At 29.5% G+C, this 16,705-nt stretch carries 16 protein-coding genes; 14 read left to right on the top strand and 2 right to left on the bottom strand.

Going from position 1 to position 16,705, the window contains the following annotated elements; translation table 11 throughout:
• Nucleotides 1-150: 150 nt before the first annotated feature.
• Entirely contained in the window at nt 151-747 is a 597-nt protein-coding gene (locus tag ACVC3Y_RS03030; RefSeq protein ID WP_303426006.1) for an NAD(P)H-dependent oxidoreductase, read from the bottom strand.
• A gap of 93 nt (nt 748-840) precedes the next feature.
• On the opposite strand from ACVC3Y_RS03030, the gene ACVC3Y_RS03025 reads away from it, so the two are divergent.
• The 14 genes from ACVC3Y_RS03025 to ACVC3Y_RS02960 all read left to right on the top strand — a co-directional run bounded on the left by ACVC3Y_RS03025 (nt 841) and on the right by ACVC3Y_RS02960 (nt 16,113).
• Nucleotides 841-1,743, top strand: a complete 903-nt coding sequence (locus ACVC3Y_RS03025; protein WP_303426004.1) for a LysR family transcriptional regulator — start codon at nt 841-843, stop codon at nt 1,741-1,743.
• Between the two features lie 205 nt (nt 1,744-1,948).
• A complete protein-coding gene (locus tag ACVC3Y_RS03020; protein WP_303426003.1) occupies nt 1,949-2,443 on the top strand; it encodes a hypothetical protein in 495 nt (164 codons plus the stop codon).
• Nucleotides 2,444-2,596: 153 nt separating this feature from the next.
• Nucleotides 2,597-3,304: a hypothetical protein gene (locus ACVC3Y_RS03015; protein ID WP_303426002.1), complete on the top strand. Its 708-nt coding sequence runs from the start codon at nt 2,597-2,599 to the stop codon at nt 3,302-3,304.
• A gap of 216 nt (nt 3,305-3,520) precedes the next feature.
• Nucleotides 3,521-4,744 (top strand): alpha/beta hydrolase, encoded by a 1,224-nt coding sequence (locus ACVC3Y_RS03010; RefSeq protein ID WP_303426000.1) that lies wholly within the window; start codon nt 3,521-3,523, stop codon nt 4,742-4,744.
• Between the two features lie 257 nt (nt 4,745-5,001).
• Nucleotides 5,002-5,379 (top strand): DUF4242 domain-containing protein, encoded by a 378-nt coding sequence (locus ACVC3Y_RS03005; RefSeq protein ID WP_303425999.1) that lies wholly within the window; start codon nt 5,002-5,004, stop codon nt 5,377-5,379.
• 89 nt (nt 5,380-5,468) lie between these two features.
• The gene (locus ACVC3Y_RS03000) at nt 5,469-6,554 is read left to right on the top strand and encodes a nickel-binding protein (RefSeq protein WP_452226070.1); all 1,086 of its coding nucleotides are present in this window, start codon (nt 5,469-5,471) and stop codon (nt 6,552-6,554) included.
• Between the two features lie 240 nt (nt 6,555-6,794).
• A complete protein-coding gene (locus ACVC3Y_RS02995) occupies nt 6,795-8,222 on the top strand; it encodes a serine hydrolase (RefSeq protein ID WP_452226069.1) in 1,428 nt (475 codons plus the stop codon).
• Nucleotides 8,223-8,451: 229 nt separating this feature from the next.
• The gene (locus tag ACVC3Y_RS02990) at nt 8,452-9,927 is read left to right on the top strand and encodes a serine hydrolase (protein WP_452226068.1); all 1,476 of its coding nucleotides are present in this window, start codon (nt 8,452-8,454) and stop codon (nt 9,925-9,927) included.
• 154 nt (nt 9,928-10,081) lie between these two features.
• On the top strand, nt 10,082-11,026 hold the full coding sequence (locus ACVC3Y_RS02985; RefSeq protein ID WP_452226067.1) for a DUF4240 domain-containing protein: 945 nt from the start codon (nt 10,082-10,084) through the stop codon (nt 11,024-11,026).
• Between the two features lie 685 nt (nt 11,027-11,711).
• A complete protein-coding gene (locus ACVC3Y_RS02980) occupies nt 11,712-12,458 on the top strand; it encodes a hypothetical protein (protein WP_452226066.1) in 747 nt (248 codons plus the stop codon).
• 57 nt (nt 12,459-12,515) lie between these two features.
• Nucleotides 12,516-13,547, top strand: a complete 1,032-nt coding sequence (locus ACVC3Y_RS02975; protein ID WP_452226065.1) for a sensor histidine kinase — start codon at nt 12,516-12,518, stop codon at nt 13,545-13,547.
• The gene (locus ACVC3Y_RS02970; protein ID WP_452226064.1) at nt 13,544-14,311 is read left to right on the top strand and encodes a LytR/AlgR family response regulator transcription factor; all 768 of its coding nucleotides are present in this window, start codon (nt 13,544-13,546) and stop codon (nt 14,309-14,311) included. The genes ACVC3Y_RS02975 and ACVC3Y_RS02970 overlap by 4 nt, the downstream gene beginning before the upstream one ends.
• Nucleotides 14,312-14,469: 158 nt before the next feature.
• Nucleotides 14,470-15,072, top strand: coding sequence for a hypothetical protein (locus tag ACVC3Y_RS02965; RefSeq protein WP_452226063.1), 603 nt, complete (start codon nt 14,470-14,472; stop codon nt 15,070-15,072).
• A gap of 114 nt (nt 15,073-15,186) precedes the next feature.
• The gene (locus ACVC3Y_RS02960; RefSeq protein WP_452226062.1) at nt 15,187-16,113 is read left to right on the top strand and encodes a DUF1963 domain-containing protein; all 927 of its coding nucleotides are present in this window, start codon (nt 15,187-15,189) and stop codon (nt 16,111-16,113) included.
• 102 nt (nt 16,114-16,215) lie between these two features.
• On the opposite strand, the gene ACVC3Y_RS02955 is transcribed toward ACVC3Y_RS02960, so the two are convergent.
• On the bottom strand, nt 16,216-16,704 hold the full coding sequence (locus tag ACVC3Y_RS02955; protein WP_303425982.1) for a hypothetical protein: 489 nt from the start codon (nt 16,702-16,704) through the stop codon (nt 16,216-16,218).
• Nucleotide 16,705 lies beyond the last annotated feature (1 nt).

The following is a 16,705-nucleotide window of genomic DNA, read 5'->3' as shown; positions in this document are numbered from 1 at the left end:
CAAGTAAAACTTAACAATAGACCTCGCAAAATTATAGGATATAAAACACCTCTAGAAATTATGGATTCTGAACTAAAAAATGTAGCTTAGTATCTAACAAAAAAAAGCAACGTTTGTTGCGTTAGAACCTTGAATGCAGCACCAGATAAATTACAAATTAATCATTAAATCATTTAAAAAAACACTGTAATTATTCAACTCAAAAGGAACATCTGCATTTTTTTCCATATCGTGAAAATGATGTGTTGCTAATAATTCCATTCCTGTAAAAGCATTCATTTTGTGAAAGCCAAACATAGCACCTTCATCTACACTTTTTTGATTAAAAAATTCATTTTCTAAAGTAAAAGCGGTTTTAGGTGCATTCCAACTTGTAGTTAGTATATATTTTTTTCCGTGCATTAAACCACCAGTCCCATAATTGATATTTGGATTTTTTCTACTTCTTCCATCACTTGCATAAATTCCATTTTGATGACCTTCAGTAAAAACTTCATCTATATATTTTTTGAATCCAAACGGTATTTGAAACCACCAAATTGGAGTATGATAAATCACTATATCAGCCCACTTAAATTTTCCAACTTCTTCTTTCACATTATAATTTTCACCTACTTGAGTAAATTTCACTTCAAAACCCTCATGTGAATCAAAATATGAAATAGTATTATTGAAAAGTGTTTCGTTAAATCTTCCACCAGAATGTGCAAATGGATGACTTCCATTAATTATAAATATGTTTTTCATTTGTCTCTTATTTTATATGAGGCAAAACTAAATCAATATTTATTATTGTAAAAATAATACAAATCATACCTTTGTATCAATATTTTAATAGTTATGGTAAATTTAGAATGGTATAGAACATTTAAAGAAATATATGAAAACGGAACTTTGACCAAAGCTTCTATTGCTTTATATGCTTCTCAACCTGGAGTTAGTGTACACTTAAATGCTTTAGAAGCTTATGTTGGCAAAAAACTATTTGAACGTACTTCGCGAAAAATGATTCCAACAGAAGATGGGAAATTTTTATATGAATATATTATTGAATCTTTAAAAAAACTTGAAATAGCAGAACAGCATTTTAAAAAAACAACGCAAGAAAAAAATCCATCTTTAAATGTAGGAATGTGCTCTGAAATGTTTCAACTTATTATTGAACCCGAAATTCCAAAACTAGACTTTGACCTAGTAGCTCGATTTGGAGCACATACAGATTTAATAAAAGACCTAAACAATGGAATTTTAGATTTAGTAATAACACCTAAAAAACAGAATGAAAAAAAATCATTAGTTGAGTATATCCCTTTTTCAAAAGAAAGAATCGTTTTAATAGCAGGAAATAAAACCAATGTAACTAAAATACAAAACCACATTAATTCAAAAAATTTAAATAAGTTAGAAGAGGAACTACTTCAAAATGTTTGGTATAGTTCATCAAACGAAATGGAACATTTTAGACGTTTTTGGTTTGAGAACTTTAATAAGAAACCTGCTTTTAAACCAAACTATATCTTACCAAATATTACTTCTATTATAAGATGTTTAAACAATGGAAACGGACTTGCATTAGTTCCAGATTTTTTATGTCGAGAACAAATTTTAAGAAACGAAATAAATTTAGTTTGGGAGGGAAAAGTAAAAACGGAAAACACCTTATATTTTGCTTCAAGAACGGATTTAAAATACAAAAAAGAATTAGATACAATTAAGAATATATTTACATCAAAAATGAAATAAACGCAGTACAACACCGTGTATAACTAATTGCTAATCAGTGTGTAATCAAAAAATCCTAGCGGATTTTCCTAATGGTTCGTTTTCTTTTGTTAACTTAGTTCCAGATAACGCAACTAGCCATACACAAAACCGTTAAATGCAGCCGATGAACAGAAATTCAATTACAATATTTTTGCTTTTGTTAACAGCAATATTATTCACCAGTATGAAGAACGACAAAAAAGATGAATTAATAATTCAACACGAAGAATTTGGAGAAGAATTGTTCCATATTGAAAATGCTAAATATAATCTTTATGAAGTAGAAAAAAATAGATGGGAATTTGTGATTTATATTGAAACGGACTTTGCAATAAAACGCTCTAAAGAATTAGAAAAAGTGGTGCACGCTGAACCTACGATTGAGGTAACAGCAATTTTAAATTCAGCCGAACCAAAACTGACCGAAAAAATGATTATACCTCAAAAAAGTGGATACGATTATTCAAGGGACGAATACTTATCAAATATTTATTACTTCTCTCACGAAACTGTAGAAGACTTTAGGATTGAAATTTTAGAGATAAAAGCCAATTCTATAATTGCGAAAATGGATGGGAAATGCGTAATAAATGGTTCGAATGGATTAGAACCTGATTCAAAAATATCAACAACAACCGAATTTATAATCGATAAGAATTTTAAACGAACAACTGAATAATAAAAACGCACTACAACATCGTGTATAAAAAAATGCTACATTGGTACTTAAATAATGATCGTTGCTCTTTTGTTACGTCTGATTTTCCTACGGAAAATCCTCGCACACAAAACCGCACTATTCTTATACATAAACGTTGTAGGTAATATATAGATGAAATATTTAAGCAGAAAAAAAGTCCTTCAAGATCCTATATTTGCATCGTTCATATCTGGCTGGCAAAACACAAGGTATCCTTCTGAAAGTGCTGCAAGAAAGGAAGGTGAATATTATGATGAAAAATCTGATACCGATCGCTTTTATTCGCAGAATGAATTGAACGAAATATTCGATAAAGAAATTAACGAATTTAAAAAAATCACTGACGATATTAAGAAACAAGATTTTGAGATGATTTGCAATATTGTGATTGACTCACCTCCCGATGAAGATGAAATTGTATACTTGAGTAAAATAATAACGTTATTTGCCAAAGAAAATAAGATTGAATATACTTTCATTCCTTTGTTTAATTTACCTTGGTTTCATGAAAAAATTGAAGGTCACCATCCTTCAACAAAAACTGCTTATTCCAATTTTAAAAAGTTTATCGGAGACTCAAATTATAGTGGTGGAATTTTAGTCTCTGACTATTCTGAATTGGAAAAAATGTTACTCAACTATTTCAATTTGGTTCAATCAAATTATTACGGCAACAACTTTTTCTATTCAGAGACTTTGAAAACAGTTTTTTCATTTCATTATTCTGGACAAATTTGGTTTTATATTTATTCCAAAGAGTCAATGAAAAAAATTGAATCGTTTATAAATCAGAATAATTTGATTCTTAATGATGCATATACTACCTACAACCTCGTGTAAAATTTATTGCTAGTTCTAGCCTACTTACAAAAGTCCTCGCGGACTTTCTATTCGGTTTTATTTGCTAAATTAGTTACTTAAACACGCAACTAATCTTACACAAACACTTTAGAGGGGATTTAAGAACACGATAGGTAAAAGGACAAGTCTGGAATTATTTTTGATGTTGTCAATTAGCCAAAAGAAATAATTACAAACTAAAACCTTAGCAAACAAATGAGAAAGTCTAAAATTGTATTAACCATAATTACCTTGTTCCTATATTTCAAAGGAATAGCACAATTTAATCAAAATAGCGAAAAGCAAATAGTTGTTGGGAAAGTTGATAGTTTATATTCTAAAATATTAAAAGAACAAAGAGAAATTTGGATACATACACCTGAAGACTTTAATAGCACTAAAAAATATCCAGTTATTTATGTATTGGACGCATCTCAACAATTTTATGTTATTACTGGAATGCAAAAACAACTAACACCTTTCAAAATTCCTCAATCTATAATAGTTGGCATTACCAATACAGATAGAACAAGAGATTTTACGCATACTAATGTTCCTTTTCAACGCGGAAACGAATCGGAAACTTCTGGAGGTGCCAGTAATTTTATAAAGTTTATAGACGAAGAATTAAAACCATATATAAACAACAAATACCCAACCGAAAACAACAATACCATTATTGGTCATTCTACAGGAGGTCTGTTTGTACTTTATTCATTCTTAAATCACGAAAATTCTTTTGATAATTATTTGGCAATTGACCCAAGTCTTTGGTGGGACAAAGAAAATCTGGTTAAAGAAACTCAAGAACTACTAAACAAAGGAAATCGTAAAGAAAAATCATTATATATAGCTGTAGCCAATAGTATTGGCAAAGCAATGGACACGGTTAAAGTTAGAAAAGACAAAACAATTCCTACTGAACAGATTAGAGCAAATTTAAAGTTTCATGACCTATTAGTGAAAAATAATAAAGAGATTAATTTTAAATGGGAATACTTTGAGAATGAAGACCACGGAAGCATTGTTGTTCCAGCCCAGTATAATGGATTACGGTCTATTTTCTCTTGGTTTCCATTTCCAGAAATGTGGCGTTTTAACACACCAAAAGAATATTCTGCCAAAGAATTAACAGAACCATTTAAAACCCACTATAAAAAATTGAGCGTTCGTATGAAACGTGAAGTAAAGCCTGATTGGGAATTGCTAAATCAAGTTGGGTTCTTTATGTTGAATGGACATAATCTTCCTAAAAAAGCCTTGGCATATTTAGAACTAAATGCTGATTTCTATCCTAATGAATCAAAAAGTTTTGTTGCTTTGGGGAATTACTTTTTATCTCAAAAAAACAAATCAGAAGCCATATTAAACTATAAAAAAGCAGTAGGAATAGATTCAAATCAAGAAGCTCAAGCTAAACTAAAGGAATTAGGAGAGTAATAAAAACGGCCGCTAACATCGTGTAAATAAAATTGCTGCTTTTGTACTTTTCCTTTGTTCCATCTTTTCTAATTTACTACATTTATAAACCGGAAAGTTCTCGCGCTTTTATTCGTAACTTTCCTTACACAAACACTGTTACCTGCAAGCTGAAAAAAAAAGCATTGAACCAAAATTGTTATTTTTTGAACTAAAAGCATAATTGATTGATTATAAACTCTTTTAATTTTGAAGTATTAATAATTAAAACATTTATTATGAAAACAATCAAATTAATTTTAGTCCTAATTGTGTTTACTCTGAATTATACACAAGCACAAGAAAAAGAAAATCAAACAACAATTAAAAACAATGGCATTATGAAAACTTATGTAATTGAACGCAATATTCCAGGAGCAGGAGAATTAACAACTGAACAATTGAAAGGAATTTCTCAAACATCATGTTCTGTCTTGAAAGAAATGGGACCAAAAATTGAATGGCAACACAGTTATGTTACTGGTGATAAAGTATATTGTGTTTACAAAGCAGAAAATAAAGCCTTAATTGAAGAACACGCAAAAAAAGGTGGTTTTCCTGCAAATTCAATAAGTGAAGTCAAAACAGTAATTAGTCCAGCAACAGCGGAACTTTAAAACATATAAAACTCTTTTAAGGAGCTGTCAAGGTATTAAAACAGACAGCTTCTTAATAAAAATAGTATATTACATAAAATATATTTCTCATGCCAATATTTATGGATTTTCATGATTTGCCAGATGGTGTAACTGCTGCTCATGTAGCTGAAATGCATCAAGCAGATTTAAAAATTGAACATAAATACAACTGTCGTGGTTTAACCTATTGGTGTGATGAACGACGACAAACAGCATTTTGTTTAATTGAAGCACCAAATAAAGAAGCTATTAAAGAACTTCATGAAAAATCTCATGGAGCTGTACCGCAACGAATAATAGAAGTAAATGATACTCTTGTTGAATCTTTTTTAGGACGTATTGAAGACCCTGAAAAATCACAGAATACTGAACTAAATATTATTAACGATCCGGCTTTTAGAACCTTAATGATTGTAAAATTCAATAAAAACACCTTAAGAACTAAAAATATTGAAACCTTGCGAGCAGCCATTCGTGGCTATAGTAAATCGATTATCAATATTGTAAACATGAAAAAAGGACGTGTAGTTAAGCAAGAATCTAATTCATTTTTAATGTCTTTTTCATCTGTCACTAATGCTGTTGAAAGTGCTGTGAAAATCCAAGAATTGCACAATTGTGTTATTACACCAGATCTAGATTTCAAAATTGGCATAAGCGCAGGAATTCCTGTTACTAACAAAGGAAGCATATTTGAAGATACTATTAAAAAAGCGGAATATTTGACTTATGTTATAAATGGAAACATAATATTAACGCCAGAAGTTAAAGATTTATACGAAAGTGAAAATCAAAATAATCCAATTAATATTAAAGGCATTAAACCATTAAGCATTACAGAAATGGAATTTCTAATTCGTTTATTTGATTATACTGAAAGTGTTTGGGCTAATTCGAATATAAGTGTCACAAATTTTAATAAAAATTTAGGCTTAAGTAAATCAAAACTGTATAGAACTATAATATCAATAATAGGGAAGTCACCAAACAGTTTCATTAAAGAGTTTAGATTGAATAAAGCGCTTGAATTACTAGATAAACAATCGTCAAACATCTCTGAAATCGCTTATCAAACAGGATTCAGTAGTCCAACTTACTTTTCGAAATGTTTTCATGAAGCTTACGGTGTTTTACCTTCAAAATATAAGAAGTAACAATTAGCATATAAAAAATTAGACAAAGTTCTTTATTTACGATTTAAACTAGTGCAGAAGAAGAAAAGCCAGCAGGTAACATCGTGTGCTAGTTCTAGCTTACTTACAAATATTCTATTCGGTTTTTATTTACTAAATTAGTTTCTTAAACACGGAACTAATCTTATACAAACACGTTGCCATTAATTAAAAACTGCAGCAGTTTAATTAATTTATAGTCTTTCAGTAAAATTTCAAAAAATGAATAGAATAAAAACTCTCTTTTTTCTAACATCAATAATCTTTTTCACAAACTGTCAAAACAAAAACAATCCGACGGCAAAGTATTTGTCTGAAACAACAATAAACCAAATAGACACATTGATGAAAGTGTCATTTGATCGTGGATTATTCAACGGAAATATCCTTATAGCAAAGGGCAATCATATTGTATATCAAAATGAATTCGGATATTCAGATGCCTCTAGATCAAAAAAACTTAGTAGAAACTCAATATTTAACATTGGTTCTATAGCAAAAGAATTCAACGCTGTTGCGATAATGGTTTTAAATGAAAGAGGGTTACTTAATCTGGATGATAAAATCTCAAATTTTGAATTGCAATTACCAGAATGGTCAAATACCATTAGTATTAGGCATCTACTTCAATATACTAGTGGACTGCCAAGAATCAACTGGAACAATATTAAAAATGACAAAGATATCTATAACGAATTAAAAAATATTAAACATCTAAGTTTTAAACCTGGCACAGATTACTTGTACAGTAACAATAATGTTTTTCTACAAAGAAGAATTGTTGAACAAGTATCTGGAATGAGTTTTAATGATTTTATTCAAAAAAACCTACTTATTCCTGGCGGTATGACAAATGCTATTATTGACGCGGATACTCAAAACCCTGAATTAGTAACCGCTTTTAATAATGCTTTTGTAAATGATAGAGCAATGGATATCGAATTCTCTGGTTGGGTAAACCCTACTGCAAATGATATGTATAAATGGATAATCAACTTACATTCAGGACAGTTTATATCTGATAAATCGCTAATTACTTTATTTGATTCGCATTCTAAGGAGAGTTCTTCAGCTTTAGGAATTGGGGTAATTGAGAATGACACTTTGCTAATTCATCAACATCATGGATCATCTTTCAATTATGAATCTTTTATCCATTATAATGTGAAAGAAGAATTATCAATCGTTTTAATGACAAATAATAAAAACCGTAAGCTTCGAGAAATAACTAATGCAGTCGAAAATATTTTAAAAGGCAATTCCTTTTCAATACCACAGAAATCAATTTATCTCGCAATTAGAGAAAAATGTTATGATAATGCTAATGAGGGAATTCAGCTTTATAAAAACTTAAAAAAGCAAAATTTTTCTGAATATAATTTTTCGGATGAAAATGAATTAAATCAACTTGGCTATGATTTGATTAAGAAAGGTCAAATAGAAGAGGCTATTAGTATTTTTACATTACTTATCTCAGAATTCCCAAATTCATCAAATGCATTTGATAGTATGGGCGAAAGTTATTTCTTAAATGATCAATTTGAATTCTCAAAAATAAGCTATCAAAAATCTTTAGAACTCAATCCTGAAAATACAAATGCAGAAGAAATGATAAACAGAATTGAAAAAATAAATGTAAAAACAAACTAATGGCAACAACGTGTATAATTGATTGCTAGGTTCTAGCCTGCTTACAAAAGTCCTCGCGGACTTTCTATTCGGTTTTTATTTGCTAAATTAGTTACTTAAACACGCAACTAATCTTACATAAACAAGTTACCAAACATTTAAAAAATGTAACAAAATAGAAAACTGATAGACTTATTCATCAATCAATCAATCAATCAATCAATCAATCAATCAATCAATCAATCAAAAAATGAATTCATCTATTAAAGTACTAATTTTCGTTTTCTTAACCTTTTTAACATTAAGTTCTTTTTCTCAAAGCTCAAATAAAGAACTATTTAATAGAATTGACACTTATTTGGAGGCAAGCGTTACAAATGGCTTTTCTGGAGTTGTTTTAGTTTCTAAAAAGGGAGAAATTATTTTATCTAAAGGATATGGATGGGCAGATAGAGAAAATAAAATACCCAATTCACCATCTACAGTCTTTAATATTGGTTCAGTAACTAAACAATTTACTGCATCAGCTATTTTAAAACTTGTAGAACAAGGAAAAATTAAAACATCAGATAAAATAAGTTCATATATTATTCAGACACCTATTGATAAAAGGGATATAACTATTCATCAATTATTAACTCATACATCAGGAATTTCTAATAGAACTGGTGGTTTTAGATATAATGAGGCAAGCAAACAACAGTTTCTAAAAGAATTCTTTGAATCAGAATTACAATCTAAACCAGGCGCAAAGTACCAATATGCAAATGCCAACTACATCATGTTAACGGTTATATTGGAGTCCGTTTCAGGGCAAACGTATAGTTCTTTTCTAAATGACTATTTGTTTGAACCTTCTCAAATGAAAAGCACAGGATATAAAAGCATCAACTTTAGTACAGAACGACTAGCACATGGCTACTACTATAACAGAAATGATGAGCAATGGGAAGATTGGGGAACAACCCAACAGCACCTTCCTTTCAATGACAAACATTGGTATAGTATAGGTAAGGGAGACATTCATTCCACCATTGAAGATTTATATAAATGGCATTTAGCTTTAAAAAACAAGGTTGTTTTAACATCAAAAACTAAAGAAATCCAAGAAACACCGTATGTAGCCGAAAATGATAAAATGACTTCGTACTATGGTTATGGTTGGGCAATATCTCAAAGTAATAGAGACACGAAAATCGTTGCTCATAATGGTAGTAATGGATTGTATTTTGCAGATTTTGTTAGATTTTTAGATGATGATGTAGTTGTTATATACATAACAAATGCATTTTTAGGTAGTGAATCAGAAAACGTTGCCCGAGAAATAGGTAAAATGATTTTTGATTCAAATTATACCACAACACCAATTTCCAAGAACATTTATGAATTAATTCATGAATTTATGAAAACGAATCCATCTGTAAATGCAGAAAAATTACCAGATTTTTTAAAGAAAGAACTTAATAATGAATTTAATGACCATGCAATACTAAATCGACTAGCATATAGCAGATTGAAAAAAGAGGAAAAACCTGCTTGGGCGTTAGAACTATTTAAACTTAATGTGAAATTATTCCCTGAAGATGGCAATTTATGGGATTCACTTGGTGAAGCTTATTTAAAATATGATAAAAAAGAAGAAGCTATAAAAAGTTATACAAAAGCTGTGGAATTAGGTAGTGAAGGGTCAACGAAAATATTGAATGAATTGTTAAAAAAAAACTAGAGTAAAAAAACTATTGCTAAAACCGTATATAATGTATTGCTAGTTCTAGCCTACTTACGAAAATCCTCGCGGATTTTCTATTCGATTTTTATTTGCTAAATTACGTACATAACCACGTAACAAATCATATACAAACATTGCAACCATTTGAGAAATGACCGTAAAAGAAGGAGACATATTTATTTCTAAACTCGAAAGGAATTTTTTCGGAGCATTCAGAATATTAAAAACGAATGGAAAAACGAGTTTTACAAAACATTTAGAATGTATTTTAGTTGGAATTACACAATATATCGGATTAGAAAAACCAAAACTAAACGATAAAAACCTAACAGAAATTTTAATTGAGAATCGTTTCTTCTGTAACAACAAATCTGCGATTGGAATAAGAATATTAAAAGGAATAGAAAACTTTGAATATTTGGGCAACATTCCTTTAAAAAAAGAGGAACGAAATTTTAAAATCAAAATTGGTGATGGCACAATTGGATGTTATCCATACTATGGGGCTTTTGATAAAAACTTTGGGCAAGATGCTTTTTTTGAGTGGAGGTGGGAAAATGAAAAAGAAGAATTTCAACAAGAAGTAGAGATAGCTAAAATTGCATCGAAAAAAAGAGCTGAAGAATACCGAAAGAGAAATATGAAACCTAAAAAAATGATGGACGAAAAATCATTTTGGGAGGTTATCGATAAAATCGATTGGTCAAAAAGTGATGATGAAGAAAGAATGTTGACAGCAATTAAGTTTTTAGCTAATAAAAAAGTGACTGAAATAAAACAGTTTCAAGAGAATTTAAGCTACAAACTCTATTTGTTGGACAATGAGGAAAACGCAAAGAATATTGGAAAAAACTCATATGGAAAAGAATATTTTTCGGCCGATTATTTTCTATATGTAAGATGTTGTGTAATTGCCAATGGCAAAAGTATGTTTGAAAGTGTGATATTGGATTCTGAAAAAATGCCAAAAGACTTAGATTTTGAACCACTGCTCTATCTTGCAACTTCTGCTTATGAACAGAAAATGAAAAAGGACTTTGAATACGAATCTGGTTGCGACTATGAAACATATTCAAATATTAATGGATGGAAATAAAAACGGTTGCCAACATCGTATATAAAAAACCGCTAAATTAGTGCTTAAATAAAGTTAGTTGCACTTTTTTACGTCTGATTTTACTACGGAAAATCCTCGCTTACAAAAACGCAACTTTTCATTTACAAACACGTTAGCTTTAATGCTGCCCCGTCCTGAATAAAGGCTACATAATTTTAAACATTATGTACAAAAATGACAAAGTAATTAGACGTTACAGTGAACCCTTTAAATTAAAAATTTTAACCGAACTTAGTGCTGGAAAACACAAAAAAAGTGAACTTTGTAAACTCTACTCTATAGCGCCAAAACAGTGAATGTGTGGAATAAAAAGTACAATCGCAAAGACTTAATGAACACCATAGCAAAATGGAAACTAAAGACGAAATATCAAGAATCAAAGCTCTTCAAAAAGAGCAACAAAAAATCTAATTAATTTATACAACGAAATAAGATTACACTTATCTTTAGCCTATAAAACATCAAATATGGTATATAAATTATCAGCGTAAATTCAATTTTAACCTGTAGCCATATTTCAGGACTAGACATCTAAGTTAAACTCAAAAGGTAAATTCCTTAGCTCATTAGTTTTTTTCCTTACACCATTGTTTAGTTATTGAACTTAAAGTCTCTTTGAAATAGATTTGCTCTATCAAATTTTAACATTATAACATAACAAAAAATGAAAAGAGAATTAATTTTTTTAAGAGCTTTTGCCATAGCTACTGTAGCCGGAATGATCTTAATAACCACTTCAGGTTTCAAAAAAAACGGTAATCAAAAATTCAGCGAAATTGATGTCGAAAGAATCAATATTGTAGAAGCAAACGGAACTGTAAAGATGATTATTACAAACGTTGATCGCTTTCCTAACGGAAGTGATAAAATCAATGCAAGGCCTACAAATGAAGAACGAAAAAAGCGTTCGGGAATGCTATTTTACAACGAAGACGGAATAGAATGTGGTGGTTTCATTTACGATGGACAGAAAAATGAAAATGGTCACAGCTCGGGATTATCATTAACCTATGACCAATATGATGGCGACCAAGTAATGCAATTGTTAACAAAGGATTATCAAAAAGGAGACAAAAGGTTTGTTAGCAGCAGTTTGGTATTTAACGATCGGCCAAGTAAAGAATCCCAATTAAAAACAGCTGAAATAATAAAGGAGCTACAAGAACTTCGTAAAATAGATCCAAAAACGATGAAGATTAAACAAAAGGAATATGAAGAAAACGAATTGATAGGCGGAGTGCCACGAGTATTGATCGGAAAAACACGAAGTCAGAATAACGGCTTGTTTCTTTTTGATGATAAAGGACTACCGAAGGCTATGTTTTATATTGACAAAGAGAATAAAGCCAAACTCGAATTTTATGACGAACAGGGGAATACAATTGCCTCGTTCCCAGAAAAAACCAAATAACATATTTAATAAAATAACACTATAGCGATATAGTACTATTTTTAAATTTGATTACAAATGAAAAAACTATTATATACCGCATATTCTAATTGGCATTTTTTGCTGTTTATTTTACTGTTTGCATACATACAATCTGTTTATAAGCGCATTATAGTAAGGCAAGAAATTAACGCTTATACCTTTACACCAGAAGCTGCTTTTGCTACATTGGTTTCAGTATGTATTCTTTTTTTAATCCTTGTCTTTTTTATTAGAAAATGGCAAACATCTGATGTTTTTGGAATAAAAGTATTGTTGAAAATATTTGGTGCTTCGCTTCTTAGTTTTGTGGTTGCAATGCAAGTAATTGGTTTTATGATTGCCTATGCTTTTGATAGTATTGAACGTAATTTTAATCAACAAACTCTTATTCTATCTACCTTTTCTAATCTATTGGACGGAATTATTTATGGCAGCTTTTTTTTAGTATATTACTACTATAATCAGAATATAAATAAACAAAAGAAGCTAATTAAGTATAACCAAGCGATTTCAGAAAATAAAATTAAACAACTAAAAACCCAACTTAACCCGCATTTCCTTTTTAACAATCTCAATGTTTTGGACCAATTGATTGATGAAGACAAAAACAAAGCATCTTATTTTTTGAATGAATTTGCAGAAATTTACAGGTATATTTTACAAGTATCAGACAAAAAGTTTGTTAGCATAAAAGAAGAATTAATTTTTGCAGAACAATACTTTAGATTGATTCAACATAAATATGGAAACGCATACCGATTAGTAATTAAAAATGAAAATACGGACGGCTATATCGTACCGCTATCCTTACAGTTACTAATAGAAAATGCAGTCCAGCATAATTTAGGAACTTCAGAAAGTCCAGTTTTTATAAAAATTGAAATAAACAAAAGAATAAAAATAACAAACAATTATATTGCCAAAAGAAATGCAAAATCAACTTCAGGAAGAGCATTAAATAACTTAAAAGAGCAATATAAATTATTAATCGAGAATCCTATAGAAATTCAAAAGTCTGATAGTACCTTTTCCGTTATTATTCCTATAATAAATACATTAGTAAAGTGATAAAAATACTCATTATAGAAGACGAAATACCTGCAAGAAAGAAACTAAAAAGATTTCTAGAAGCATTAGAAACCAAAACCAAAATAGTAGCAGAGATTGATACTGTAGAAACAGCAATTGAATTCCTTAGTAACTTTAGCGTAGATATAATTTTTTCAGATATAGAATTGTTAGATGGTAATGCCTTTGAAATCTTCGAGCGAGTTCAAGTTTCTTGTCCTATCATTTTCACTACAGCTTATGATCAGTTTTTGATGAATGCTTTTGAAAGTAATGGAATAGCTTATTTATTAAAACCATTTTCCAAAGACCGTTTTCAAATAGCTTGGGATAAGTTTCTACTTTTGAAAACGTCATATTCTAATGAAAATCTACAACTGAATAAGCTTACTAAACTTATTCAACAAAACTTCGAAAAAAACACCTACAAAAAACGCTTTACTATTAATACGCATCAGGGAATTTACTTTTTGGATACGGAAAACATTACTTTCTTTGAAGCAAGTGAAGGTGTTATTTTTGCTTATGACATTAAAGGCAAGAAACACTTATTAAATAAACCCACTTTAAGCGAGATAGAAAAAGAGCTTAATACGGAATATTTTTTTAGGATAAATCGTAGTACTCTCGTAAACAAACAACACGTAGAAAAAATTCAGCGGTACAACAAAAATATCTTGGCCATTAAAATAAAAGCTATTAAAACCTATTTTAAAACCAGTCAAAGCAAGACAGCTTCTTTTCGAAAATGGATTGAAAAATAAAAGCGATTACACAACAACATATTAATTAACTACTAGTTCGATCCTACTTACAAATATTCTTTCGGAATATTCTATTCGGTTTTTATTTGCTAAATTTAGTACTTAAATCTACAAAAAAAAAGCCTATATTAAGCTATAATAGTGCATGCAAAAAGCCAATGAAAACAACTAAAAAAGTAAAAAACAAAACGGAGTTCATATACAAATCATGCTTTATAGTTGGATTATTTTTCTTTCTAATTGGTCAGATTATAATGTCTAAAGGAAATGATTTTGTATACGCTCAAGAACCTATTGATTTTGCACATTGGTTTTTGTTAGTTGGAGTAGTATTATTAATACCTCAAGTTGTTTCTTTTCCTAAAGAAATATTTAGCATCCTTGGAATTCCTTTAACTTTAATAGGGATTACTTGTATTATTGGAATGTGTGTATTGGACTTCATTTGGTGGAGCTTTCCAAACGAAGAACTGCGTAATCAATTCACGAATCATATTTCAAAAGTTCCATCAATATGGAAACCTTTTATGACTATAGGGCCAAGTTCTAAAATTTTCAACCTTGGTTTATTGATTTTAAGCTTTAATTACTTTCAAAACAATAAGACAGGAATAGTAATAATTTTAATCGCTAATCTAATATTGTGGCATATCATACCGTTACCTTTTCGGCTAATTTTTGGATATGCGATAACTCTAATTGGTTTTATTCTAATTTTATTTCGAAATGGAAATAAAAACGTACTGCAACAACATGTTTAATTAATTGCCTGTTCTAGCTTTTTACGAAAACACAAACGAATTTTACATTTGACTATTATTTACTAACTTAGTTGTTAAAATACGTAACAAAGCTTACATAAACATGTACAATACATGAAAAAATCGCTACACCTATTATTAATTTTAATATCTTCAACTATGTTTTTTGGATGTTTTGGAAATAAAAAACCTTCTAATTACGAAAAAGAAAAGCAAAAATTAATAACAGAATTAAAACAATACGAATGGGAAGAACCAGAAAAGGTAATTTCATTAATTGAACCAAACATTTATTTATCAGAAGGCAAATCGCATAAAATTGGAAACTCAAAATTTGGTGGGACTCCAGATTTACCTGTTAATACAAAGTGGCCGAATTTTAAAGAAGAACCAATGGTATTTTTTGCTCAAATTAATTTAGAACAAACCTCTCATTTGGATAAAGAAAATATACTTCCAAAGGATGGTATTTTATACTTTTTCACCCATTTTAATAAACCAGAGAGCGAATATGGTTCAAATTATCAATTCCAAATGGAGAAAGAAAAATATCAAGTATTATATTATAACGGAAATTTAAGTAGCATAAAAAAAACGGAATTCCCGAAAGATTTACCTACAGAATTTAACTTTAAAGAAGTGCCAATAGATATGGATCTTGAATTTAGATTACCAGCAACAACATATACTTGGAAATATCAAAATTTAGGCTTATCGGAAAAGGATAATGAATTGTACGAAGAAATTCTAGAGCAATTTGAGTTTTGTGAAGGAGAAACAATTTTAGGTACACCTTGTCCAATTCAAGATGCCGTAGAAGTTGATTGGGCATACTCTTATTTGCAATCAAGGGATTATAAGGATGAGAATATAAAAAAGCAAGTTCAAGAATTACGCCCAGATTTTATTAACCTTTTAAGTTTTGGAATGTGGGGAAAGTTTGAGGCTATTGGAATATCAGGCTGTTATTTTGGAATTAGAAAAATTGATTTGAAGACAAAAGATTTTAGTAAAGTTGTTTTTATTATTCAAGACACATAAATGCGAGAGTAAACAACGTGTATAAAACTTAGAGAAAAAGTGATTCGTTTATGTTTTTATATATTTATGACTTTTGTTAAACTAAAAAAAGACGAAAACTATTTAGTTTTCGTCTTCAGTTTTAATAAATTCTGACTGGTATTTTTCTAAAAAAATCTTCTGCCTCTCAAGCATTTGCTCTCTTATTTTATCAATATCCATAAAGTCTTTTCCAAAAGAGCTTCCAAAAAAATCATCATTAAAGAAGCGCTTGCTAAAAAGGGAATCTTGAGAAAAAACATCTTCAAATCCTTCATTTTTAAACTTTGAAAAGTCAGAAAAGAAACGTGATTTAAAAGATTGCATCAAACTATCTCTACTAAAATTTGAAAGAGTATTGAATTTGTCATTAGATGACCAAGAATAAATACTATCGTATTGTATTAAATTTCCATTTTCATCAAATTCCTTATCAACCTTCCAACTACCTTTAGGCACTTCAACTATACTCTTTTCACTTTTTTGTGATTCTATTTTATTTGCTTCATTATCTTGTCCACTACAACTAAAACACAAAAAAATTATCATTAACAATAAAATATATTTTTTCATT

The organism is Lacinutrix cladophorae (assembly GCF_053604645.1).
The sequence above is the reverse complement of the archived record's forward strand: the minus strand, read 5'-3'. Positions and strand labels throughout refer to the sequence as shown.

Bases quoted from the DNA above. Each gene is read 5' to 3' on its own strand.
- ACVC3Y_RS03030 (WP_303426006.1), bottom strand. From the start codon at position 747: ATGAAAAACATATTTATAATTAATGGAAGTCATCCATTTGCACATTCT.
- ACVC3Y_RS03025 (WP_303426004.1), top strand. From the start codon at position 841: ATGGTAAATTTAGAATGGTATAGAACATTTAAAGAAATATATGAAAAC.
- ACVC3Y_RS03020 (WP_303426003.1), top strand. From the start codon at position 1,949: ATGAAGAACGACAAAAAAGATGAATTAATAATTCAACACGAAGAATTT.
- ACVC3Y_RS03015 (WP_303426002.1), top strand. From the start codon at position 2,597: ATGAAATATTTAAGCAGAAAAAAAGTCCTTCAAGATCCTATATTTGCA.
- ACVC3Y_RS03010 (WP_303426000.1), top strand. From the start codon at position 3,521: ATGAGAAAGTCTAAAATTGTATTAACCATAATTACCTTGTTCCTATAT.
- ACVC3Y_RS03005 (WP_303425999.1), top strand. From the start codon at position 5,002: ATGAAAACAATCAAATTAATTTTAGTCCTAATTGTGTTTACTCTGAAT.
- ACVC3Y_RS03000 (WP_452226070.1), top strand. From the start codon at position 5,469: ATGCCAATATTTATGGATTTTCATGATTTGCCAGATGGTGTAACTGCT.
- ACVC3Y_RS02995 (WP_452226069.1), top strand. From the start codon at position 6,795: ATGAATAGAATAAAAACTCTCTTTTTTCTAACATCAATAATCTTTTTC.
- ACVC3Y_RS02990 (WP_452226068.1), top strand. From the start codon at position 8,452: ATGAATTCATCTATTAAAGTACTAATTTTCGTTTTCTTAACCTTTTTA.
- ACVC3Y_RS02985 (WP_452226067.1), top strand. From the start codon at position 10,082: ATGACCGTAAAAGAAGGAGACATATTTATTTCTAAACTCGAAAGGAAT.
- ACVC3Y_RS02980 (WP_452226066.1), top strand. From the start codon at position 11,712: ATGAAAAGAGAATTAATTTTTTTAAGAGCTTTTGCCATAGCTACTGTA.
- ACVC3Y_RS02975 (WP_452226065.1), top strand. From the start codon at position 12,516: ATGAAAAAACTATTATATACCGCATATTCTAATTGGCATTTTTTGCTG.
- ACVC3Y_RS02965 (WP_452226063.1), top strand. From the start codon at position 14,470: ATGAAAACAACTAAAAAAGTAAAAAACAAAACGGAGTTCATATACAAA.
- ACVC3Y_RS02960 (WP_452226062.1), top strand. From the start codon at position 15,187: ATGAAAAAATCGCTACACCTATTATTAATTTTAATATCTTCAACTATG.
- ACVC3Y_RS02955 (WP_303425982.1), bottom strand. From the start codon at position 16,704: ATGAAAAAATATATTTTATTGTTAATGATAATTTTTTTGTGTTTTAGT.